General features: G+C 63.4%; 18 protein-coding genes and 1 tRNA gene. 15 read left to right on the plus strand and 4 right to left on the minus strand.

Features of this window, described 5'->3' with window-relative positions; genetic code table 11:
- Nucleotides 1-92 precede the first annotated feature (92 nt).
- Complete coding sequence (panB, locus tag JM946_RS28840; protein ID WP_203170919.1) at nucleotides 93-920, plus strand: 3-methyl-2-oxobutanoate hydroxymethyltransferase; 828 nt, start codon at nucleotides 93-95, stop codon at nucleotides 918-920.
- A gap of 3 nt (nucleotides 921-923) precedes the next feature.
- Nucleotides 924-1,787 (plus strand): pantoate--beta-alanine ligase, encoded by an 864-nt coding sequence (panC, locus tag JM946_RS28845; protein WP_203170920.1) that lies wholly within the window; start codon nucleotides 924-926, stop codon nucleotides 1,785-1,787.
- Here the strand turns inward: panC and queG are convergent, their stop codons facing one another.
- Nucleotides 1,788-2,882, minus strand: a complete 1,095-nt coding sequence (queG, locus tag JM946_RS28850; RefSeq protein WP_218043179.1) for a tRNA epoxyqueuosine(34) reductase QueG — start codon at nucleotides 2,880-2,882, stop codon at nucleotides 1,788-1,790.
- A 111-nt stretch (nucleotides 2,883-2,993) separates the two neighbouring features.
- Here queG and JM946_RS28855 point away from each other — a divergent pair, with 111 nt between their 5' ends.
- The 13 genes from JM946_RS28855 (at nucleotide 2,994) to JM946_RS28915 (ending at nucleotide 18,506) form a co-directional block, all read left to right on the plus strand.
- Complete coding sequence (locus JM946_RS28855) at nucleotides 2,994-4,484, plus strand: NAD(P)H-hydrate dehydratase (protein WP_203170921.1); 1,491 nt, start codon at nucleotides 2,994-2,996, stop codon at nucleotides 4,482-4,484.
- Nucleotides 4,457-4,975, plus strand: coding sequence for a tRNA (adenosine(37)-N6)-threonylcarbamoyltransferase complex ATPase subunit type 1 TsaE (tsaE, locus tag JM946_RS28860; RefSeq protein WP_203170922.1), 519 nt, complete (start codon nucleotides 4,457-4,459; stop codon nucleotides 4,973-4,975). Before JM946_RS28855 ends, tsaE begins: the two co-directional genes overlap by 28 nt.
- Before the next feature lie 104 nt (nucleotides 4,976-5,079).
- Entirely contained in the window at nucleotides 5,080-6,282 is a 1,203-nt protein-coding gene (locus tag JM946_RS28865) for an N-acetylmuramoyl-L-alanine amidase (RefSeq protein WP_203170923.1), read from the plus strand.
- Nucleotides 6,283-6,392: 110 nt separating this feature from the next.
- Nucleotides 6,393-8,228 carry a DNA mismatch repair endonuclease MutL gene (gene mutL / locus JM946_RS28870; RefSeq protein WP_203170924.1) on the plus strand — a complete coding sequence of 612 codons (1,836 nt, stop codon included), beginning with the start codon at nucleotides 6,393-6,395 and terminating at the stop codon, nucleotides 8,226-8,228.
- Nucleotides 8,225-9,172 carry a tRNA (adenosine(37)-N6)-dimethylallyltransferase MiaA gene (miaA, locus tag JM946_RS28875; RefSeq protein ID WP_230980060.1) on the plus strand — a complete coding sequence of 316 codons (948 nt, stop codon included), beginning with the start codon at nucleotides 8,225-8,227 and terminating at the stop codon, nucleotides 9,170-9,172. The genes mutL and miaA overlap by 4 nt, the downstream gene beginning before the upstream one ends.
- A gap of 249 nt (nucleotides 9,173-9,421) precedes the next feature.
- Nucleotides 9,422-9,679 (plus strand): RNA chaperone Hfq, encoded by a 258-nt coding sequence (hfq, locus tag JM946_RS28880; protein ID WP_203170925.1) that lies wholly within the window; start codon nucleotides 9,422-9,424, stop codon nucleotides 9,677-9,679.
- Between the two features lie 27 nt (nucleotides 9,680-9,706).
- Nucleotides 9,707-10,987: a ribosome rescue GTPase HflX gene (hflX, locus tag JM946_RS28885; protein WP_218043180.1), complete on the plus strand. Its 1,281-nt coding sequence runs from the start codon at nucleotides 9,707-9,709 to the stop codon at nucleotides 10,985-10,987.
- Nucleotides 10,988-11,128: 141 nt separating this feature from the next.
- Complete coding sequence (hflK, locus tag JM946_RS28890; protein ID WP_203170927.1) at nucleotides 11,129-12,292, plus strand: FtsH protease activity modulator HflK; 1,164 nt, start codon at nucleotides 11,129-11,131, stop codon at nucleotides 12,290-12,292.
- Nucleotides 12,292-13,161 (plus strand): protease modulator HflC, encoded by an 870-nt coding sequence (gene hflC / locus JM946_RS28895; protein ID WP_203170928.1) that lies wholly within the window; start codon nucleotides 12,292-12,294, stop codon nucleotides 13,159-13,161. The genes hflK and hflC overlap by 1 nt, the downstream gene beginning before the upstream one ends.
- Nucleotides 13,162-13,168: 7 nt before the next feature.
- Complete coding sequence (locus JM946_RS28900) at nucleotides 13,169-13,360, plus strand: DUF2065 domain-containing protein (protein WP_203170929.1); 192 nt, start codon at nucleotides 13,169-13,171, stop codon at nucleotides 13,358-13,360.
- A gap of 28 nt (nucleotides 13,361-13,388) precedes the next feature.
- A complete protein-coding gene (locus JM946_RS28905) occupies nucleotides 13,389-14,687 on the plus strand; it encodes an adenylosuccinate synthase (RefSeq protein ID WP_203170930.1) in 1,299 nt (432 codons plus the stop codon).
- A 282-nt stretch (nucleotides 14,688-14,969) separates the two neighbouring features.
- A complete protein-coding gene (locus JM946_RS28910; RefSeq protein WP_203170931.1) occupies nucleotides 14,970-16,409 on the plus strand; it encodes a BON domain-containing protein in 1,440 nt (479 codons plus the stop codon).
- Nucleotides 16,410-16,598: 189 nt separating this feature from the next.
- Complete coding sequence (locus tag JM946_RS28915; RefSeq protein ID WP_203170932.1) at nucleotides 16,599-18,506, plus strand: ABC transporter ATP-binding protein; 1,908 nt, start codon at nucleotides 16,599-16,601, stop codon at nucleotides 18,504-18,506.
- Here the strand turns inward: JM946_RS28915 and JM946_RS28920 are convergent.
- The 3 genes from JM946_RS28920 to JM946_RS28930 form a co-directional block, all read right to left on the minus strand.
- Entirely contained in the window at nucleotides 18,492-20,525 is a 2,034-nt protein-coding gene (locus JM946_RS28920; RefSeq protein WP_203170933.1) for an amylo-alpha-1,6-glucosidase, read from the minus strand. The genes JM946_RS28915 and JM946_RS28920 overlap by 15 nt on opposite strands.
- Nucleotides 20,522-22,414: a malto-oligosyltrehalose trehalohydrolase gene (gene treZ, locus JM946_RS28925; RefSeq protein ID WP_203170934.1), complete on the minus strand. Its 1,893-nt coding sequence runs from the start codon at nucleotides 22,412-22,414 to the stop codon at nucleotides 20,522-20,524. The genes JM946_RS28920 and treZ overlap by 4 nt, the downstream gene beginning before the upstream one ends.
- Nucleotides 22,415-22,614: 200 nt before the next feature.
- A tRNA-Leu gene (locus JM946_RS28930) sits at nucleotides 22,615-22,699 on the minus strand.
- Between the last annotated feature and the right edge of the window lie 15 nt (nucleotides 22,700-22,714).

Consider the following 22,714-nt stretch of genomic DNA (forward strand, 5'->3'; position numbering starts at 1 on the left):
CCCGTAGCCCACTTGATAAGGCTGTCATGACCCTCAGTTTGACTGTCGGGACCGCCCTGGGCATTCTTCCCGCCCCGCCGTAGCTCACCGCCATGTACAAGCACCTTCAAGAGCGTTACGCGCCACGACCCCCGGTCAACGTCGGCACTCTCGTCAAGATGAAGGCGGAGGGCGAGAAAATCGCCGCCATCACCGCCTATGACGCCAGCTTCGCCACGATGGTGGACGATGCCGGCGTGGACGTGGTGCTGGTCGGCGACTCCCTCGGCATGGTCATCCAGGGTCACGACACCACGGTGCCGGTGACCCTCAACGACATCATCTATCACACCCGCGCCGTGGCCAAAGGGCTGTACCGGCCGTTCCTGATCGCGGACATGCCGTTCATGACCTATGCCTCGCGCGAGCAGGCATTGGAAAACGCGGTGCGCCTGATGCAGGAGGGCGGCGCCAAGATGGTGAAGCTCGAAGGCGGCGCGGGTCAGGTCGAGATCGTCGAATTTCTCGCCAGTCACGACATCGCCGTGTGTGCGCATCTGGGGCTCAAGCCTCAGTCGGTGCACAAGGTCGGCGGCTTTCGCGTCCAGGGGCGCGAAGAACAGGCGGCCGAACAGATGTTGAAGGATGCGCAGGCGCTGGAGGCGGCGGGCGCGGACATCGTGCTGCTCGAATGCATTCCCGCGGCGCTGGGCAAGCACATCACCGAACAATTGCACGTGCCGGTCATCGGCATCGGCGCAGGCCCGGATACCGACGGGCAGATCCTCGTGCTGTACGACGTGCTGGATATCACGTCGGGCCGCAAACCCAAGTTCTCGAAAAATTTCCTGGCCGGCCGCGACAGCGCCCTGGAAGCCATCAAGGCGTACACGCAGGCCGTGAAGAGCAAGGAATATCCCGGCCCCGAGCATTGTTTCTAAGCAATGGCTAAAACCTTAGATGTGGTGGCTCGTCCACACGAGTTGCGCGAGCGCGTGTCGCAGTGGCGCCGCAAGGGCGAGCGCATCGCTTTCGTGCCCACCATGGGCAATCTGCATGCGGGCCACGGCAGCCTGGTGAGTCGCGCCTCCGAGCTCGCCGAGCACGTCATCGTCAGTATCTTCGTCAACCCGCTGCAGTTCGGGCCGAACGAAGACTTCGCCGCGTATCCGCGCACTCCAGAGGACGATCGACAGCTGCTGCAGTCGTTGAACGTGGAGGTGTTGTTCGCTCCGGAGGTCGACGACATCTATCCGCGCGGGCAGGAAGCGACGGCGCGAGTGCACGTGCCGGGTCTCGAAGACATTCTGTGTGGCGCGTTCCGCCCTGGCCATTTCATGGGCGTGGCGACGGTCGTGACCAAGTTGCTGAACCTGGTGCAGCCCGACGTGGCGTTGTTCGGCGAGAAAGATTTTCAGCAGCTGATGATCATTCGCCGCGCGGCGGTCGATCTCTGCATGCCGATTGATATCGTCGGAGTGCAGACCACGCGAGAAAAAGATGGCCTCGCGATGAGCTCGCGCAATCGTTATCTGCTGCCCGAGCAGCGGGCCGTAGCGCCGCAGATCTTTGCCGCGCTGGAAAGCGCGCGAGTGGCGATCGAATCGGGCGCCACCGACTACCCAAGCCTGGAACGCGCTGGCGCCGAGGCTCTGCAGAAGGCGGGCTTCCGCCCGGACTATTTCGCGATTCGCGATGCGAATACGTTGCAACTTCCCGAGGCCGGATCGAGCGATCTGGTGGTCCTCACCGCCGCGCGCATCGGGCGCGCCCGCCTCATCGACAACGTCCGCGCCAAAAAGAAGTGACTAGTAACTAGTGACTGGTGACTTGTCAGAGGCGCGGCGGTGCTGGGCGAGCGCCCAGTCCACATGCTCGCGTACCAGAGCTGAGGGATCACCTTTGCGGGATTCGAGCGAGCGTACGACTTCCTCGCTCGTCGGCGCGTTGCCCAACGCGACTGCAATGTTTCTAAGCCAGCATTCGTAGCCGATGCGTCGGATCGCGCTACCCTCGGTGCGCCCCAGAAATTCCTCTTCGGTCCACGCGAACAGTTCGACCAGCTTGCTGCCATCCAGCGCGTGACGCGCCACGAAATCCGCCTCGCTGGTGAAGCGTGCGAATTTGTTCCAGGGGCACACCAACTGACAATCATCGCAGCCATAAATACGGTTGCCCATGGCTTTGCGAAACTGCTCCGGGATGGCCTCGCGAAGCTCGATGGTCAGATACGAAATGCATCGAGTGGCGTCCAGCTCGTACGGCCCGACGATGGCCTGCGTCGGGCACACATCGATGCAGGCCCGACAGGTGCCGCAATGATTGGTCTCCGGCTCGTCCACCGGCAACGGCAGATCGGTGAGGATCTCGCCCAGAAAAAAGTATGAGCCGGCGCGGCGATTGATGAGATTGGTGTGCTTGCCGATCCAGCCGAGGCCGGCGTTGCGCGCGAAGGCTTTCTCCAGCACCGGGCCGCTATCGACGAATACGCGATGCGATTGCGACGCGCTGTGCGCCTGAATTTTCTCCGCGAGCCTGGCGAGTCGACGCCGCAGTACCTTGTGATAATCGCGGCCGAGCGCGTAGCGCGAGACATAACCCCGCTCTGGATCTTCCAGAATCTGCTCCGCGCCCTGCGAATTCGGAGGCAAGTAGTCCATGCGCACCGAGATTACGCGCAGCGTGCCGGGCACCAGCTCATGGGGACGCGCGCGCCGGGCACCGTGGCGCTCCATATATTCCATCGCGCCATGGCGGCCTTTCTCGAGCCAGCGCATCAGCCGCGCTTCATCCTCGGGCAAGTCGATGCCGGCGATGCCGAGCTGCTGAAAGCCGAGGTCGCGACTCCACTGGCGAATCGAGCTGACGAGCTCGCTGTAATCGGGCGGGGCGGGCAGGGACATGGCGCAATTCTGGCAGAACCGCGCTCATTCATTCCCGGCTTCTGCATCGAGGCGAGGCCTTGCAGGCGATTCAAGGGGTTTTCGGTAGGGGGTTTTTGGTAGGCTTCAGCCATGAAGCCGTTGCCGTTGGCAGTCCATACCGCCGCAGAAGTGCGCGCGCTCGATCGCCACGCGATCGACGATCTGCACATTCCTTCCTACACGCTGATGACGCAGGCGGGTGAGGCCGCGGTACTGGCCCTACGCAGTTGCTGGCCGTCGAAGCAACGGATCGTGGTGATCTGCGGGCCCGGCAACAACGGCGGCGATGGCTATGTCGCTGCGCGCCTGGCGCGCTCGATGCGCATCGATGTCTCTCTGATCTCACTGGTAGATCCCGCCAAGCTGCGAGGCGATGCGCGACGTGCCCACGATGACTTCGTGGCCGCAGGCGGTATCGTTCAGCCATGGAGCGAAGACTGTCTTGCGAATGCAGAGGTCGTCATCGACGCCATCTTCGGCACCGGCCTGTCGCGTTCGCTGGATGCGGCGATGATCGAGCGCATCCATGCGATCAACGACTGTGGCGCGCCGATTCTGTCGCTCGATATTCCAAGCGGCCTCGACGCCGACACCGGCGCGGTGTGGGGCGCGGCCATCATGGCCGAGCGCACTCTGTCGTTCATCGGCCTGAAACTGGGGTTCTATCTGGGCGAAGGGCCGAATCACACCGGCATCGTGCTGTTCGACGATCTGGACTTGCCGGCCGGCGCCACTGAGTTCATTGCGCCCTCGGCGTTGCGCATCGATGAAAACGCGGTCGCTCAGCTGTTGCCGCGGCGACGTCGGACGACTCACAAAGGTCAGCAAGGCAGTGTGCTCGTCATCGGTGGCGGCATCGGCATGGCCGGCGCCGCGCGAATGGCGGGCGAGGCGGCCCTGCGCGCCGGCGCGGGGCTCGTCACCGTGGCGACCTGGCCGGAAAACGTCGCTTCCATCACGGCGAGCCGTCCCGAGCTGATGTGTCGCGGCGTCGAGGGGGCGAGCGAGCTTGCGCCCATGATCGAGCGCGCCGATGTGCTCGCGATCGGTCCAGGCCTCGGGACCGGCGAATGGGGCAGGGCGCTGCTCGACATCGCGCTCGAGAGCGACAAGCCCACGGTCATCGATGCCGACGCGCTCAACCTGCTGGCGCAGGAGCCGTGCGCGAATTGCAAATGGATTCTGACGCCGCATCCCGGCGAGGCGGGCCGTCTGCTGGGCATCGGGACCGCCGACGTTCAAAGCAATCGCCTGCAGGCGGCGCGAGACATCGCCGCCCGCTACGGCGGCACGGTGGTGTTGAAGGGCGCGGGAACCCTGGTCGTCAGCGGCGATTCATTGCCGTACATTTGCGACCAGGGCAATCCAGGCATGGCATCGCCCGGCATGGGCGATGTGCTCACCGGCGTGATCGCCGGGATCGCCGCTCAAACCGCCGATCTGCCGGGCGCCGCTCGGGCCGGCGTGCTCGTTCATGCCATGGCTGGAGACATGGCCGCCCGGCGTGGCGAGCGCGGACTGCTCGCTACCGATCTATTTGGATATCTGCCCACGTGCGTGAACCCGGCACAGCGATTCTGAACGTTCCTTCCGCGGAGCAGATGCAAGCGGTGGGGCACGCCATCGGTCGAGCGATCGATGCGCTTGACGCGCCGTTCATCATTGCGCTCGAAGGCGAGCTCGGCGCGGGCAAGACGACGCTGGTCGGCGGCCTGCTGCGTGCGTACGGCATCACCGGTCCGGTTCGCAGTCCCACCTACACCTTGATCGAACCCTACGAGGCCACGTCGCGACCGCTCTACCACCTGGATCTTTATCGGCTGACGGATCCGGATGAAATGGAGCCGCTTGGCGTTCGAGACCTCCTGATCGGCCGAGCGGTGTTGCTGATCGAGTGGCCATCGCGGGCCGGCGCGGCGCTTCCCGCCGCCGACCTGTGGATCGAAATCAGCTATCCCGCTGCGGGGATCGACGGCCGGCAGGTCAGGCTAACCCCGCATTCCTCGAACGGCGCTGCGGTAATGCGACAGATGGTTGCAGCAATACCGGAATTGCGTCTGCTATCTCCATAATTTCGTTGAATACTTGAATCGCGGCGGGGTAGATTACCTGCCCTATGCGAGGCTCCAGGCGAAGCGCGTTTTATGTCACGTGGGCAGGCTGCCTGGGCCTGCTCGTGGCTGCGTTGAGCGCATTCGCGGCTCAGCCGGTCACGATCAAGGATGTGCGTTTGTGGGCTGGTCCCGATGGCACGCGACTGGTGTTCGATCTGAGCGCGCCGGTCGAGCACTCGCTGTTCACCCTCGACAATCCCGATCGCATCGTGGTGGATATTCCTGCCGCGAGTCTGCAAAGCGAGCGTGTGTTGCCCGAAGGCCAGGGCTTCGTGAAGCAGCTGCGCGCCGGCGCTCAAGCCAACGGCGATTTGCGCGTGGTCGTCGATCTCACCGCGCCCGCCGAACCCAAGACGTTCGCGGTCGGCCCACAAGAGTCTTATGGTCATCGCCTGGTGTTGGATCTCACGCCTTCGAAGGGCGCCGCCGCTGCGGCCCCGGCGCCGCTGTCGGTGGTGAAGGCGGCCGCCGATCTGCACGGTCGAGATATCGTGGTCGCCATCGATGCAGGTCACGGCGGCGTCGATCCGGGTTCGATCGGCAAGCGCGGCACTTATGAGAAGCATCTGACGCTTGCGATCGCGCGCCGCTTGAAGGATCGCATCGATAAAGAGCCGGGCATGCGCGCCGTGCTGACGCGCGACAACGACACGTTTGTCGAGCTGCGCGATCGCATCCGCCGCGCGCGTCGTCAGCAGGCGGACATGTTTGTTTCCATCCATGCCGACTCCTACACCAATCGCTCGGTCGCGGGCTCGTCGGTGTACGTGCTGTCGGCTCGTGGCGCGAGCGATGAGTCGGCCCGGTGGCTGGCCGATCGCGAGAACGCCGCCGACCTCATTGGTGGCGTGACGCTGGACGATAAGGACAGTGTGCTCGCCTCGGTGCTGCTGGATCTTTCGCAAAGCGCCAGCATGAGCGCCAGCATCGACGCCGCCGAGCTCGTGATGCAGGAGCTTTATTCGATTGGCAACATCACCAATCGCGGCGTCAAGCACGCGGGCTTCCTCGTGCTCAAGTCTCCGGACATTCCGTCGCTGCTGGTGGAGACCGGGTTCATCTCCAATCCGGCCGAGGAATCGCGCCTGCTGGACGCCAAGCACCAGCAGAAACTGGCCGAGGCCATCCACAAGGGCGTGCGCGCGTATTTCTACAGAAACCCGCCGCCGGGCACGATCATCGCCGAGTTGCGCGCCAAGCAGTCGAGCCCGACGGTGGTGGCCAGCAGCGCGGACACCGAAAAGGCTGCTGGCACAGCGCACTAAGCCAGTGGTTGGTTATCAGTAGTTAGCAGTTAGTGAAGAACGAGCGTTCACGCGATAATCTCGCGCGACCATGGTGCTTCCTTCACTGATCCCTAGCCACTGACCTCCTGATGCCGATTCGCGTACTTCCCGAGCAACTCATCCACCAGATCGCCGCGGGCGAGGTGATCGAACGGCCGGCCTCGGTGCTCAAGGAGCTGATCGAGAACAGCCTGGATGCGGGCGCCGACCGCGTCGATATCGAGATCGAAGAGGGCGGCGCGAAGCTGTGCCGTGTTCGCGATGACGGTTGCGGCATCGAGCGCGAAGAGCTCGCGCTCGCGCTGTCGCGGCACGCGACGAGCAAGATCGCGAGCATCGACGACCTGGAGCGCGTCGGCACGCTGGGGTTTCGTGGCGAAGCGCTGCCGAGCATCGCCTCGGTCTCGCGAACCAAGATCACCTCGCGCAGCGCCAACCACTCCGTCGGGTACAGCATCAGTTCCGACAACGGAATATTGAGCGAGCTCGAGCCGGCGCCGCATGCCATCGGCACGACGGTGGAAGTGCGCGATCTGTTTTTCAACGTGCCGGCGCGTCGCAAATTTCTCAAAGCCGAGCGTACCGAGACACAGCACATCGCACGCATGGTCGAGCGCCTGGCGCTCTCCAAATTCGAAACGGCGTTCTCGTTGAGCGCCGCGCGTCGTTCGCTGGGCGATTTCCCGGCGGCGAAAACGCAGATCGAGCGCGAGCGCCGCGTGGCTCGGATCGTCGGCGATGAGTTTATGGCGAATGCGCTGTATGTCGTACACGAATCGTCGGGCTGTCGTCTCACCGGCTGGTTGTGTCAGCCCACCTACGCGCGCGCTCAGCCCGATCTGCAACATTTCTATTTGAACGGCCGCATGCTGCGCGACCGTCTGATCACCAGCGCCATCCGGCTCGGCTATCGCGACGTCATGTTTCATGGCCGGCATCCGGCGTTCGTGCTGTTCATGGAAATCGATCCTCGACAGGTCGATGTGAACGCGCATCCTGCGAAGCTGGAAGTGCGCTTTCGCGATGGACGTCATGTGCACAACTTCCTGTTCAAGACCGTGGAGCGAGTCCTGCAGGAAACATTCGCGGGTGCGGCGAGCGCCGCGGCTCCGCCGACGGACGCCAATTCACTGATACCTGCCACCGACCCGGTATCGATGTGGCCGATGCGCGGTCCGAATCAGGCATCGCTCGGGTTGCGCCTGTCCGAGCCGCCACCGCCGGCCTACTTCCGCCAGCCGATGTCCTCATACACGCCGCCCTTGCCATACCGGTCAGCCGATGAAGTTCAATCCTCCGGCAGCGAACTTCAGCCGGCCGTGCCGGAATCGCAGCCCGAAACGCCGCCGCTGGGCTTCGCGCTGGCGCAGTTGCACGGCATCTATATCCTTTCGCAGGCGCCCGATGGCCTGATCCTGGTGGACATGCATGCCGCGCACGAGCGTACGACATACGAGCGAATGAAAGCGGCGCTCGCCAATGGCGGCGTGGCGAGCCAACCCTTGCTCGTGCCGATCTCCGTTTCAGTCGCGGCCGCCGAGGCCGATGTGCTCGAAGAGCATGCGCCCTCGTTACACCGGCTCGGACTCGATGTCTCACGTTCGGGACCGACGAGCGTGCAGATTCGTGCGGTGCCTGCGTTCCTGGCGCAAAAAGATCTGGACGAGTTGTTACGCCGGATCAGTGCCGACCTGTCGGCGGACGGCGCCACTCGCGGCATCGAAGAAGCGCTCAACGAGGTGTTGGGCACAATGGCCTGTCACGGCGCGGTCCGAGCGCATCGCAATCTTGCCGTGCCTGAAATGAATGCATTGCTGCGTGAGATGGAGCGCACCGTGCGCAGCGATCAATGCAATCACGGTCGCCCCACCTGGACGTATGTGAGCTTGAGCGATCTGGATCGCATGTTTCTTCGCGGCCGATGAGCGACACCGACCACCGCTTCGCGACGGCGCCCGTGCCATTGATCATGGGTCCCACCGGTGCGGGCAAAACCGATCTGGCGCTGCGCCTTGCCGCGCGCTATCCCATCGAGATCGTCAGCGTCGATTCGGCGCTGGTATATCGAGGCATGGACATCGGCACCGGCAAGCCCACGCGCGAACAGCTCGAACGCTTTCCCCATCACCTGGTGGACATCCTCGATCCGTCGCAAGCGTACTCGGCGGGACAATTCGTCCGCGACGCCTTGCAGGCCATCGCCGCCATCCGTGCTCGTGGCCATTTGCCGCTGTTGGTCGGCGGCACGATGTTGTACTTCCGTGCGTTGCGGCGTGGCATCGCGCAGATGCCGTCGGCGGATCCACAGGTGCGACAGGAAATTGACGCGGAGGCGGCGCGTGTCGGTTGGCCCGCATTGCATGCGCAGTTGACCTTGCTGGATCCTGTCACTGCACAGCGAATCCAACCGAACGACGGACAACGAATACAGCGGGCGCTCGAAGTGCATCGGCTCACCGGTAAAACGCTAAGCGAGCTGCACGCGCAGACCCGACCGGCAGATCCCTCGTTGAACTTCGTGGCGTTCGCCTGGGCGCCGAGCGATCGCGACCGCCTGTATGCGGCGATCGAACGGCGTTTCGAACAGATGATGCAGGCGGGCCTGCTGGATGAAGTACGCAGGTTGCAGCAGCGCGGCGATCTGCATGCCGATCTGCCGGCGATCCGATCTGTCGGCTATCGGCAACTATGGGAACATTTGTGCGGCAAAGAGTCTTTAGCTACTTCGGTGCAGCGAGCGATTTTCGCTACCCGACAGCTGGCGCGACGACAATTAATCTGGTTACGCGCGGAGAATGACATCCGGTGGTACAACGCCCTTGATTCCGCCGCGGCCGACCAAATTGAGCAAGCCATTGCGCAGTGCTAGACAACATTTTGTTCGAGGCAGACAGTGTGCTGAGCGATTCGCTGTGGGCGGGCACAGTGGGTCACTCATGACACTGGTGCAGCTGCGTATTGAATCAAAGGCAAGTTCGACGGGAACATCGCTGTGCTAAACTGCGGCATCGCAGCGGTTACCGGATGGTGCCCGTCGGCTGTCGTGCAGCTGCAGGGAAGCGGCATTCGTCGGCAAAGCTCAACCAAAGAATTCGAAGGCATAACAAGGAGATAAATGATGGCCAGAGGGCAATCATTACAGGATCCGTTCCTGAACACATTGCGCAAGGAGCGCGTCCCGGTCTCCATTTACCTGGTGAACGGCATCAAACTGCAAGGTCAGATCGACTCGTTCGATCAGTTCGTCGTCTTGCTGAAGAACAGCGTCAGCCAGATGGTCTACAAACACGCGATTTCCACAGTCGTTCCGGCGCGGGCCATCCGTTTGCCGACGAGCGAAGAAGAAGGCGCGGAGTCGGCTGTCACAACCGAGTGATGACCATGTCTGCGTGGGAGTTCGTTGTTGTTTGAAAGACCCCGCAGCGGCGAACGTGCGCTCCTGGTCCGGATCGGACTGGGAGGTCCTCCCGGTAACGATGAACTGAGCGAGTTCGAGGCGCTGGCGCGTTCCGCCGGCGCCGAAGTCCTTGCGCTGATCACCGGCACCCGCAAGGTGCCGGATCCACGCCTGTACATCGGCAGCGGCAAAGCCGACGAGATCCGCACCAGCGTCAAGCAGCTGGGGGCGGACCTGGTGGTTTTCGACCACGCCTTGTCGCCCAGCCAGGAGCGCAATCTCGAAAGACTGTTCGAGTGTCGCGTCCTGGACCGGACTGGGTTGATCCTGGACATTTTCGCGCAACGGGCGCGCAGCTTCGAAGGCCAACTGCAGGTCGAGCTGGCGCAGCTCAAACACATCGCCACGCGATTGGTGCGAGGCTGGACCCACCTTGAGCGTCAGAAGGGCGGTATCGGCCTGCGCGGTCCTGGCGAAACCCAGCTGGAAACCGACCGCCGACTGCTTGCCGCGCGCATTCGTACTTTGAATTCGCGGCTCGATAAGGTGCTCACGCAGCGCGCGACCACCCGGCGCGAGCGCAAGCGGGCTGAAATCCCGACGGTCGCCTTGGTGGGTTACACCAATGCGGGCAAGTCCACTCTATTTAATAGGCTGACCGGCGCGGGCGCTTATGCTGCCGATCAGTTGTTCGCAACGCTCGATCCCACCGTGCGCCGCCTGGAATTGCCGGATGCGCGCTATGCCTTGCTCGCCGATACAGTCGGTTTCGTCCGCGATCTGCCGCATGAACTGGTGGCGGCGTTTCGCTCCACGCTGCAGGAAGCGCGGGAGTCCACGCTGTTGCTGCATGTCATCGACGCGGCCGATCCGAATCGCAGCGAGCGCATCGCCCAGGTCAACCAGGTGTTGAGCGAGGTCGGCGCGGGCGATCTGCCGCAGATCGAGATCTTCAACAAAGCGGACCTGGTGGGTGAGCCGGCGCAAGTGGAACGCGCCGAGGATGGCTCGGTACGACGAGTGTGGCTGTCCGCCCAGACGGGCGAGGGCACGGACCTGTTGATCGCGGCCATCGGGGAATTCCTCGGGCCCGAGCTGGTTCACCGGCACATCGTGCTCAAGCCGGAAGCGGGTCGGGCCCGGGCCCGGTTCTTTGCGGCCGGCGCGGTGCTGGCCGAGCAAGCATTGCCCAGTGGCGCGGTGGACCTCGAAGTGTCCATGCCGCGTCGGGCGTTCGAGCATCTGTGCCGGTCCGAAGGGCTGGCCGAAGCGCTCGCAGACAGCTAAAGGGACGGTAAAGCTTGTGCCGGTGGGGAGCGGTTCCTAAAATCGGCCGTTTGGAGTTCGGCGAGCCTTGCCGGTCCCACGGGCGCGACGAGCGCTGGTATTCCCATTTTCTTGGCCTCAAGACACATAAAGTCATCCAACATGGCGTGGAACGAACCCGGCGGTAATTCCGGCGGCAAACGCAACAACCCCTGGGGAAGCGGCAACAAGCCCGAGCAGGGACCGCCCGATCTCGACGAAGTCCTGCGCAATCTGCAGCGTCGTCTGGCCGGTCTGTTCGGCGGGGGCGGCGGCGGCAATCGCACCGTCGGCGCCGGCGGCCCGGGCCGTGGTTTCGGCATCGGCACCATTGCGCTGGTGCTGGCGGCGATCTGGTTGTTCAGCGGCCTGTACACGGTGGACGCCGCCGAGCGCGGCATCATCCTGCGCTTCGGCAAACACGTCGCCACCACCGAGCCGGGCCTGCGCTGGCATCTGCCCTGGCCGATCGAGACCAAGCAGATCGTCAACATCCAGAGCATCGAGAGCTTCAGCGAACAGACGCGCATGCTCACGGCCGACGAGAACATGGTCGATATCAACCTGGAAGTGCAGTTCCGCCGCGCCAATCCGCTGGACTACGCCTTCAATGTGACTCGTCCCGAGGACACGCTGAAAGAAGTCAGCGAAAGCGCCATCCGCGAGATCATCGGCCGCAGCAAGCTGGACTCGGTGCTCGAGTCGGGTCGTCAGGAAATCGTGGCCCGGACCAAGGATCTGATCCAGCGCACGCTGGAGGCCTACAAGGTCGGCCTGGAAGTCACCGCCGTCAACCTGCAGGACGTGAAGGTGCCGAACGAAGTGGCGCCGGCCCAGCAGGATGCGATCAAGGCTCGCGAAGACCGTGATCGTCTGTCGCTCGCCGCGCAGGCGTATTCGAACGACCTGATTCCGCGCGCTCGAGGCGCCGCAGTTCGTCAAGTGCAGGAGGCGCAGGCTTATCGCGCTCGCAAGATCGCCAACGCCGAGGGTGAAGCGAATCGCTTCCTCGCGCTGCTCGATGAATACGAGCAGGCGCCGGGCGTCACGCGCGAACGTTTGTATCTCGAAACGATCGAGCGCGTGCTGGCCTCCAGCAAAAAGGTCGTGCTCGATACCCAGAACGGCAGCGGCAATCTGATCTATCTGCCCATCGACAAGCTGCTCGAACAGAGCCGGCGTGTGCCGCGCGTCGCGACCAGCGAGCCGAGCATGACTGTGGAAAGCGCCGACCACCCTGATTCGACGACCGTCACCGGCGATCGCCGCACGCGAGGAACCCGCTAATGGCCAGCCGCGGATTTCTAGTTCTCATCCTGGCGGCGGTCGTGGCCTTCACGCTCGCCATGTCGACCTTCACCGTGCGCGAGACCGAGCTTGCGATCAAGTTCCGGTTCGGCGAAATCGTGCGCGCCGATTACGCCCCGGGCCTGCATTTCATGGTCCCGATGGTCAACAACATCCGTAAGTTCGAGCGTCGCATCGTCACCAAGAACTATCCGTCCGAGCAGTTCCTGACCAGCGAAGGCAAGATCCTGCGCATCGACTTCTACATCAAGTGGCGCATCTCCGATGTCGGCACCTATTACCAGGCGACCGGCGGTGACATCGAAGTGGCAGCGGGTCGTCTGGGCAGCATCGTGAAGGACGGCATCAAGGGCACGATCGCCCGTCGCACCATTCAACAGGTGGTGGCGGCCGAGCGCGCCGAGTTCACCGGCGAGATCCTGAAGCTGGCCGAAGACAGCACCAAGGGACTCGGTCTGCAGCTGGTGGACGTGCGCGTGAAAAAGATCGATCTGCCCGAGGAAGTGAGCGAATCGGTGTTCAGCCGCATGCGCCAGGACTTCGATCGCCAGGCCAAGCGGCTGCGCGCCGAGGGCGAGGAGAACGCGGAGAAGCTGCGTTCGGAAGCCGATCGTCAGCGCACCGAAATCCTGGCCGAGGCCTATCGCGAGTCGGAAATCATCCGCGGTGAAGGCGACGCGAAATCGGCCGATATCTATGCGCGCGCCTACAGTCGCAATGCCGAGTTCTACTCGTTCCATCGCAGTCTGCAGGCCTATCGGGAAGCCATCGGCACCGACAACGACGTGCTGGTGATCTCCCCGGACAGCGAGTTCTTCAAGTACCTGAATCGCGCAAACCGGCGCTGACGCCGCCGTGGACTGGTCGGATCTGCTCGCGGCGGTGGCGCTGTACTTCGTGCTGGAAGGCGTGATGCCATTTCTGAATCCGCAATGGCTCAAGCGCATGATGACGGCGCTGGCCGCGAGCCCCGACTGGTACTTGCGCGCGTGGGGTCTGCTCAGCATGAGCATCGGCGTGGGATTGCTGTACTTCGTGCGCGCCTAGCAATTTTTCTTTCCGAGCCGAGTTCGTAATGAGTAGCCATCGCAATGTTGTCGTCATCGGCGCCCAGTGGGGCGATGAGGGCAAGGGCAAGATCGTCGATTTGCTGACCAACCGGGTCGCCGGGGTGGTGAGGTTCCAGGGCGGTCACAACGCCGGCCACACGCTGGTGATCAACGGCCGCAAGACCATCCTGCGCCTGATCCCCTCGGGCATCCTGCACGACTCGGTCACTTGCTTCATCGGCAACGGCGTAGTGCTCTCGCCCAAGGCGCTGTTCGATGAAATGGCGGAGCTGCAACAGGCCGGCATCGATGTGCCAAAACGTTTGCGCATCTCCGAGGCGTGTCCACTGATCCTGCCGTATCACATCGCGCTCGATAAGGCGCGCGAGGAAGCGGCCGGCGCTGCGAAGATCGGTACCACCGGGCGCGGCATCGGTCCGGCGTACGAGGACAAGGTGGCTCGTCGCGCCATCCGCGTGCAGGACTTGTTCGCCCGTGAGCGCTTCGCCGCCAAGCTCGGTGAAGTGCTCGATTATCACAACTTCGTGCTGCGCAATTACTTCAAGGCGCCGGTCATCGATTTCCAACAGACCTTGGACGAAGCACTGGCGTTGGCCGAGCGCTTGCAGCCCATGGTCGCCGACGTTTCCGGTGAAGTGAACGCGCTGATTCGCGCTGGCAAGTCGCTGCTGTTCGAAGGCGCGCAGGCAGCGTTGCTCGACATCGATCACGGCACGTATCCATTCGTGACTTCCAGCAACTGCATCGCCGGCCAGGCCAGCGCCGGTGTAGGCGTCGGCCCGCAACAATTGCACTACGTGCTCGGCGTGGCGAAAGCCTATGCGACGCGCGTTGGCAGCGGTCCGTTCCCCACCGAGCTCGACGATGAAGTCGGCGAACACCTGCGCGTGAAGGGCAACGAATACGGCTCTGTCACCGGGCGCCCGCGACGCTGCGGCTGGTTCGACGCTGCGAGCCTGCGGCGCGCTGTCGAGATCAATGGCATCTCGGGCCTGTGCATCACCAAGCTGGACGTGCTCGACGGTCTGGACACGGTGCGCGTTGCGGTCGGTTACAAAGTTCGTGGCGAGCGCCGCGATCTGCTGCCCGTCGGCGCCGAAGCATTGTCGATCTGCGCGCCGATCTACGAAGAGCATCCCGGTTGGAAAGAAAGCACCGCCGGCGTGAAGAGCTTCGATGAGCTGCCCAAGAATGCACAGTCCTACCTGCGCCGCCTCGAAGTGCTGGCGGGCGCGCCCATCGCGATCATTTCGACCGGCCCGGATCGGCTCGAGACCATCGTGATGAAGCATCCCTTCGACTAACCAGCGCACCGGGCGCCGACCGTCAGTCGGCGCTCATCCCTTGTAAGAAACAAACGCATGCAGGCCACGTTGCCGGCATGCCTTGCACGCCCCGCAGCAGCGCAGCGCGTGCGCTCGTGAAATGCCCGTGACGACTCTCCTGCGCGCGGAACTCCGGATGCCATGAGGAATTGATTTCGCACGCCAGCGCGCAATTCGCTGCATTCCCCTCGATTGCCATCGCCCTCTTAAGCAGCGCGCGTGCTGACGCGTACCGGTTTCCGATGCTTAGGAGATGAAGAAATGGCTTACAGCAATTACCGAAGTGACTGGAATCGCGACAGCCAGGAGCGCGGACGCTCCGGCCCTCGCGATGAGCGCGAGCAGCGGCAGTTCTCACATCGCGATCATGACGAGGAAGAGTTGCGCCGCTCTCGTGAATCGATGCGGCGTGATTACTACGGCAACGAATTGGGTGGTCGCGGTCGTGGCGGTTACGGTGGCCGCGATCAGGAAGATCTGGGTCCGCGCTACGGTCGTGAATTCAACCGCGGCTATGGTCAGGGCGACTACGATCAGTATTACGGCGACTATGGCCAGGGTGGCAGCATGGGCGGGCGCTCCAGCCAGAGCGCTTACGGTCGCGGCCGCGAACATCTAGGCGGCGAAGCAGGGCGCCACTGGGGCAATGAAGAAGGCGGCTGGGAAGGTCGCGAGAACGAGCAATGGCGCAATCGCGATGTGCACGGTCAATACGATCGCGACGCCAACTACGGCGGCTTCAGCAGCAGCGGCACGGGTAACTATCAGGGTTACGGCGGCAGCGGCGGCAGCTATCAAGGCGGTCGAGGTCGTTCCCAGGGCGGTCGCAGCTGGGGCTACCAGGGCAGCCAGGGTTACACCGGCGGCGGCTCTCAATTCGGTGAAGACCAGGGCGGCAGCTATCAAGGTGGACAGGGTCGCTGGGGCGAGGCAGGCACGCAGTACAGCGCCAGCGAATACGGCGGACATGAGCAGGGGCGCTACGGACAGCGCGGCGACTACGGGTATGGCGGCTCCGAGCGTTCGCGTCAGGGGCAGGGCTTCGGCCAGGGTCGTAATCCGAGCGACTACCGGCCAGGACAAGGCGGCTATGGTCAAGGCGGATTCGGCCAGCGCGGCTACAGCCAGGGTGGTCATAGCCAGAGCAGCGCCGGTCGACCCAGCGGCGGCCGCGCGTACGGCGAGTACAGCGGCACACCGAGCGGCTACTTCGGCGAAGATCAGCGTCGCGGCGGCCAGGGCCGCAGCGAATGGGGTTCGCAAGGACAAGAGCAGCAATCCGGCCTGTTCCGTGGCCGCGGTCCGAAAGGCTACAAACGTTCCGACGATCGCATTCGCGAAGAGGTGTGCGATTGCCTCACCGATGACGATGAGCTCGACGCGAGCAACATCGATGTGAGTGTGAAGGACGGGGAAGTCACATTGAGTGGCTTTGTCACTTCGCGCGAAGACAAGCGTCGCGCCGAAATGCTCGCCGAACGCCTGTCCGGAGTGAAGGAGGTTCAGAACAGCATTCGCGTGCAGGATCAGCAGCGCATGCAGACGGGCGCTCAGAGTGGTGGTCAGGGCGGCGCTCAGGCCGGGTCTCAGAGTGGAAGCCAGAGCGGGGCTCAGGCGGGCACGTCGAGCTCGCAGTCGGGAACGACCACCGGTCGAGGAGACAAAGGCGACAAAGGCAAGGAGTCCAACGTTCAGCATTGACGCTGATCGCAGACGCCGTCTCACCTCGAGGAACAGTCTGTCGAAGCGCTGCGGCGCTTCGGCAGACTTCGCTCACATCTGCCTCGAAACTCAGCAAAAGTCTTAGCAGCGAAGCGTCGACCGGTTCACGTATTGCGCTCGCTGCGCACCCTAAAGTGCCGCTCAGGCATTCAGGGTTATGTCACCAGCATGAGCGATTCGTCCCCGTCGGGCGGACCGGCCGCATCCAAAATTCGCGGCGGCGTTTTTTACCTCTACCAGCATCTTTGGGCGCAATCGCAGGGCCGCCGCCGGCAGTTGCTCGGCGCCGTCGTGCTGCTGCTGACAGCTCAATGCGTGTTGTTGATCGTGCCGTATTTCGCGGGGCGCGCCATCAACACTCTGCAAGCGGACGGCGCCGCAGGGCTCGGCTCCGCTGGCCTGTGGCTGTCGCTGGTCGTGGTGGCGACGGCGATCAGCTGGCTGTTTCATGGTCCCGGTCGATTGCTCGAACGTAATGTCGCACTGGAGATCCGGCGACGCATCTCCGGCGGCCTGTTCGATCGGCTGCTGTCGCTGCCCTTGTCATGGCACGAGGCGAATCATTCCGGCGTGACGACGCATCGCTTGCAGCAGAGCAGTTCGGCGCTCTCCGCTTTCACCCAGAGCCAGTTCATCTACTTGAGCAGCGCGGTGCGTCTGGTGGGGCCCATCGTGGCGCTGTGGTTGCTGCAGCCGATCGTCGGCATGAGCGCCATCGTCGGCTTCGTGATCATCTGTGTTTCGGTAGTCACCTTCGATCGAGCGATGATTCGTCTTGCTCATCGTGAGAACGACGCCGAGCGTCGTTACAACGCGGCGCTGCTCGATGCGCTCGGTAACATCACGAGCGTGTTCGCGCTCCGACAAACGCGCGCCATCACCGAGTTGCTGCAGCGACGACTGGAGGCCGTGTTCGCGCCGCTGCGTCGTTCTATCGTGCTGAACGAAGCGAAGTGGTGCACCGTCGACGTTTGCAGCAAGGCGCTCAGCTGCAGTCTCGTCGCGCTGTTCGCCTGGCTTGCGGTTCGCCACACGAGCACCGGCATTGGCCAGACCACCATCATGCTCGGCAGCCTGTACATGGTTTGGGAATATGCGTCGCAGGCGGGCGGCGTGATCTCTGCGTTCGCCTCGCATTTCCAAACATTCGCACGGCAGCACGCGGACTTTGCGAGTGCCGACACGATTCGCGACGCCGAGCTGAAGGCGCCGGAGCCGATGAGCCCCGAGCTGTTGCAGCCGAGCTCTGCGGATTCGGAGTACTACATGGTGCGCGATCTGGTGTTCAGTCACCCGGGCGCACGCAGCGAGCGACCGACTCTGAACGGTGTGTCGCTCTCGCTGCAGCAGGGGCGTCGTTACGCGCTGATCGGCGGCAGCGGCTCGGGCAAGAGCACATTGCTACGCGTGCTGTCCGGCCTGTATGAAGCGGATCGGATCGCCGTCGATCGACGCAACGGACCTGCGCTCGTGACGCCTTCCGCGGTGGCTCAGATGTTACGCGCCAACGCGACGCTCGTTCCGCAAGACGCTGAGGTGCTGGAGGGAACGCTGGCGGAGAACCTCGCGCTGTGTGCGACTCATGCGGGCGCGCCGACCGAGCAACGATATTCCGAGGCGATGAACATTGCCTGTGTCAGCGACTTCGTGCCGGCCGATGCCAGCGGCCTGAACACGGCGGTCGTCGAACGCGGCGCGAATTGGTCCGGCGGTCAACGCGCTCGCATCGCGCTCGCCAGAGGCGTGCTGGCGGCGGCCGACAGCAACCTGGTGTTGTTCGATGAGCCGACCGCGAGCCTGGATTCGCGCACCGAGGCGCGCGTCTATGACAATCTGTTCGCGGCCTTGCCGAACTCCTGCATTGTCTCGTCCATTCATCGGCTGCATCTGTTGGAGCGCTTCGATGAAGTCATCGTGATGCACGAGGGCCGCGTGGTGGCGCAAGGCCCGGCGCCGTTGCTGGCGGCGACCTCGCCAGACTTCCGTCAGCTGCTCGCGATGTATCGTCAGGACGATCGCAGTCAGCAGAGCCGGATCGAAGGCGCGCCGGCGGCCCAGGCTTCAGCGGCTGCTTGAAGCGGCGGGCCTGGTCTTTAACCAGGCCCGCAGCACTTCGGCGACGCTCCACGCCTGGGCGACGCAGCCGCCCGGTGCGAACGGTTCTTCGGCATCGAAGATCTCGCTGATGCTGCCCACCCCCGCGTCGTGCAGATGATCTGGAAAGGCTTCCAGCAGCCCCCGAGCGCCGGCGGGATCCGGATACACGCGCAGGTAGGCGTCGACGTAATGACCGATCAGCCATGGCCACACCGTGCCCTGGTGATAAGCCGCATCGCGCGCTCGCAAGTTGCCCCGATAATGCGATTTGTAATCGGGATGATCGGCGCTCAACGTGCGCAGCCCATAGGCGGTCAGCAGCTTGTCTCTGACCACGTCCACCACTTGTTTCCAATGTCGCTGGTAGAGCACCGGATGCTGCAGCGAGAGGGTGAAGATCTGATTGGGGCGGATCGCGTCGTCATCGCCGTCCGGGCCGTCGATCACGTCATAGAGACAGCCGCGCTGCTCGTTCCAATAGCGCTGATTGAACGAATCGCGCACTTGGGCGGCCAGCGTTTGATATTGCTCGTGCGGCTGGCGCAGCTCGCTCGCCCAGTGCGCCATCAACTGTAACGCGTTGTGCCATAGCGCCTGGATCTCGACCGGCTTGCCGCGCCGGGGCGTGACGACCCAACCGTCGACCTTGGCGTCCATCCAGGTCAACTGGTAACCCTCCGCGGCTGCGGAGATCAAGCCGTCTGTCGGATCGACGCGAATATTGAAATGCGTGCCCTTCAGATGTTGCTGGATGATGGACTGAAGCACTGGAAACAGATTTCTGACCAGCGCACGGTCGGCGGTTTTTTCCACGTAGCGTGAGATCGCATGGAAATACCAGAGCGTGGCGTCCACCGTGTGATATAGCGCCTGGCGCTCGCCCTCCGGGAACAGATTGGGCAGCAGTCCGTCCTTCACGTAATGCGAGAAGGTGGTCAGAATCGCGCCCGCCTCGCGATAGCGCCCGGTGGCGAGCGTCAAGCCTTCGAGGCTGATCATGGTGTCGCGACCCCAGTCACCGAACCAGTGATAACCGGCGTACACGCTGCGCAACTCGCTGCCGCTTGCCTGGGCCAGCACGCTTTCATCCAGCCGACTGCCCGGCAGCACGATGAACTGATCGGCGGCCATCGCCAGTTGCGCGGCCACCGGATCGTCCTGCACGGCCGGGGCCAGGCTCAGCAGATGTTTCAGGCGCTGACGCTCGGCGTCGAATACCGCGGTCGCATCGAACTCCAGATGCTCCCAGGCATGGGTCGAGGCGACGAACACAGCCGGCTGATCGGGCCGCAGACGGGCCAGCAGGTAACCGGGGCTGAAGGCGCTTTCGAATTCCGGATCGCCGCGATCGCGCTCGATGCGATACATGAAATTGCTCTCTTCGAGCTCCTCGGTGACGAACGCGGTCGGCCCCGGGCGCAATAGAAATCGCAGCACGATATCGGAATCGCTGTGGCAGACCTCGTGTCGCCCACGCCGCACCTCCAGGATGAACATCCCCGGCTCGCCGAGCGGCGACTCATCGTGCCGCCGAAAAGAAACATAGGGCCGCACCTGCAGGTCGAGCGCCTCGCCTTTCAGGAGCCGGTATTGCACGCACACGGTGTTCTGGTTGTGAACCATGGCGATCGACTTTTCGAACACCACGCCCTCGTGCTCGAAGGTCCACACGGCGATGCGATGATCCAGACGGAACTCGCGAAGAAACAAATGCGACTCGCCGACGAAGTGCTCGGCCTCGTACTCGGCGCCGCCCAGATGCATCTCGCGCCCGTTGATCGTGACGCACTCGTCGCACCGGGAGATCAGAATGTGCCGGCCTTTGGGGGAGGCCAGATTGGGAACGAACAGGCCGTGATACTTGCGTGCCGGAATGCCGGCCAGCGTGCCGGAGGAGTAGCCGCCCAGTCCGTTGGTGAGCAGCCATTCGCGGCTGCGCAGGAAGGTGGGATCGCTGCTGCGATCCCAGCTCAGAACGATCTGTCGATCGTGAATCATGCAGGTACCTCGGGAGTGACAATCCGTGGCGTCGCTGCCAACAACACCGCGCATTGCGCTTGAATGCGCCAGGCGCCGCGTCCGTGATCGGCCACCGGGTCGAACGATCCCAATCCTCCATACTCGGGCGCTTCGCTATGCCACAGGACCTGCCAGCCATTGCCGGGCGGCGGAGCGAGCAGCGGCTCGGCGATCGAGGCGGACGGTGTCTCCGCCTCCAGATTGACGATCAGCAGTCGATCGCCGTGATTCGCATCGAACCAGCGCAGCGCGAAGCTGTGTTCGCTCAACGTCGCGCCGTCGATGGCGCTTGCGTCCTGTCGCGAGATGACCGGATCGTGGGCGCGCAAACGCAGGAGGTCACGATGCAGTTCCAGCATGGCGCGATTGCGCTCGCGCTCCGACCAGTCGAGCTTGGAGTCTAGGAAAGTGCGCTGCGCGCTGGGATCCGGAATCAACGCCTGCAATCGCGCATCCGCGTAGCTCTGAAACTGACCGACGAACTCGCGTCGGCCGCTATGCACCTGTTGCGCAAGTTTTTCGGTGTGGTCGGCGAAGAACGTAAATCCAGTCGAAGCGCCGAACTCCTGTCCCATGAACAGCATCGGCGTCTGTGGCGCGAGCAATGTCAGCGCCGCCATCGCGCGATACTTCGGCGGGGCGCAACTGGCATGGATGCGCACGCCCGTTGCAGTGTTGCCGACCTGATCGTGATTCTGCAGAAACACGATACACGCGCATGCGCCACGATCGCGCAGTGGCGAGCCGCGCGCTTTTTTCTGCCACTCGTACCATTGCCCCTGATACAAGAAACCGCGGCGAACGCACGATATGAATTCCTGCGCGCGCCCGGTGTAATCGTGAAAGTAACCATCGCGAACGCCGGTCAGCGCCACGCGGGCGCTGTGATGGAAGTCGTCGTTCCACATCGCATCGAAGCCGAAGCCGCCCGCGGCGACGGGCAGCAGTTGCTCGCCGCATTGGGGCTCGTTCTCGGCGACGATGATGATTCGGCGGGGCTGCGCGGCCGCCCGCGCGCGCTGCGTGAGTTCCGCTAGAACGTGAGTCTTGCTGGCGTCGAAGATGGATTGCGTGGCGTCGATGCGAAAGCCGTCGAGATGAAACTCTCGCACCCAGTAACAAGCATTGCCGATGATGAAGTCCCGCACCCCGGCGTTGTGCTCGCCGTCGAAGTTGAACGGCTCGCCCCAGTCGGTGCGATAGCGCTTGCTGAAATAATGCGGGCTGAAGCAGTGCAGATAGTTTCCGTCCGGGCCGACGTGGTTGTAGACCACATCCAGAATGACGGCGAGGCCCAGCGCGTGCGCGCGATCGACGAATCGCTTCAGCGCTTCATGATCGCCATACATATGATACGGCGCGTAGAACTGCACGCCGTCATAGCCCCAGTTCCAGCGTCCGGGGCATTCGGCCACCGGCATGATCTCCAGCACGGTGACGCCCAGCTCGCGCAGGTGCTCGAGCTTGCTCGCGGCCGCATCGAATGTGCCTTCGGGCGTGAACGTGCCGATGTGCAATTCATAAATGACTTGCCGCTCGATCTCCACGCCGCGCCAGTTCGCATCGGTCCAGCCAAATGCGCTCGGATCGACCAGCATGGACGGGCCATGCACGCCTTGCGGCTGAAACCGAGAACACGGATCGGGCCACGGCCCGGTGTCATCGACCCGATATTTGTACAGCCGGGCAGCGGTGGCCGAGCTACCGGAAAAATAACCACTCGAATCTCGAGTCAGCGACAGCGGCTTGCCATCGCCGTCTTCGAACGCCACTTCGACATGGTTGGCCTCCGGCGCCCACACGCGAAAGCGCGCAACGCCGTCCAGAAAAACTGCACCTAGCAGTTCAGGATGCGGTGACAGCGACATGTGAACCTTCGGAGCACAGCGGTGAATGACAGCAATGCGGCGAGCACATGCAGTCAAGCGCCGGGCCGCACCCGGGGTTCCGTCGCGAATGCCGCTTACCCGGATGGGGTTTACGGCAGCGATCGGTTAGTATGGCCGTCTTGAAAGCCGCACCGACCGATCCGTTGTTGTTCTTCTCGGCGGGTCGGGTGGCTGAAAGATGGTGCCCAGGAGAGGACTCGAACCTCCACGGATCGCTCCACTGGTACCTGAAACCAGCGCGTCTACCAGTTCCGCCACCTGGGCAAGGAAGGGAACGCG

Origin of the sequence: Steroidobacter gossypii (assembly GCF_016801985.1) — a bacterium.
In the GTDB taxonomy this organism is placed as follows: Bacteria; Pseudomonadota; Gammaproteobacteria; order Steroidobacterales; family Steroidobacteraceae; genus Steroidobacter; species Steroidobacter gossypii.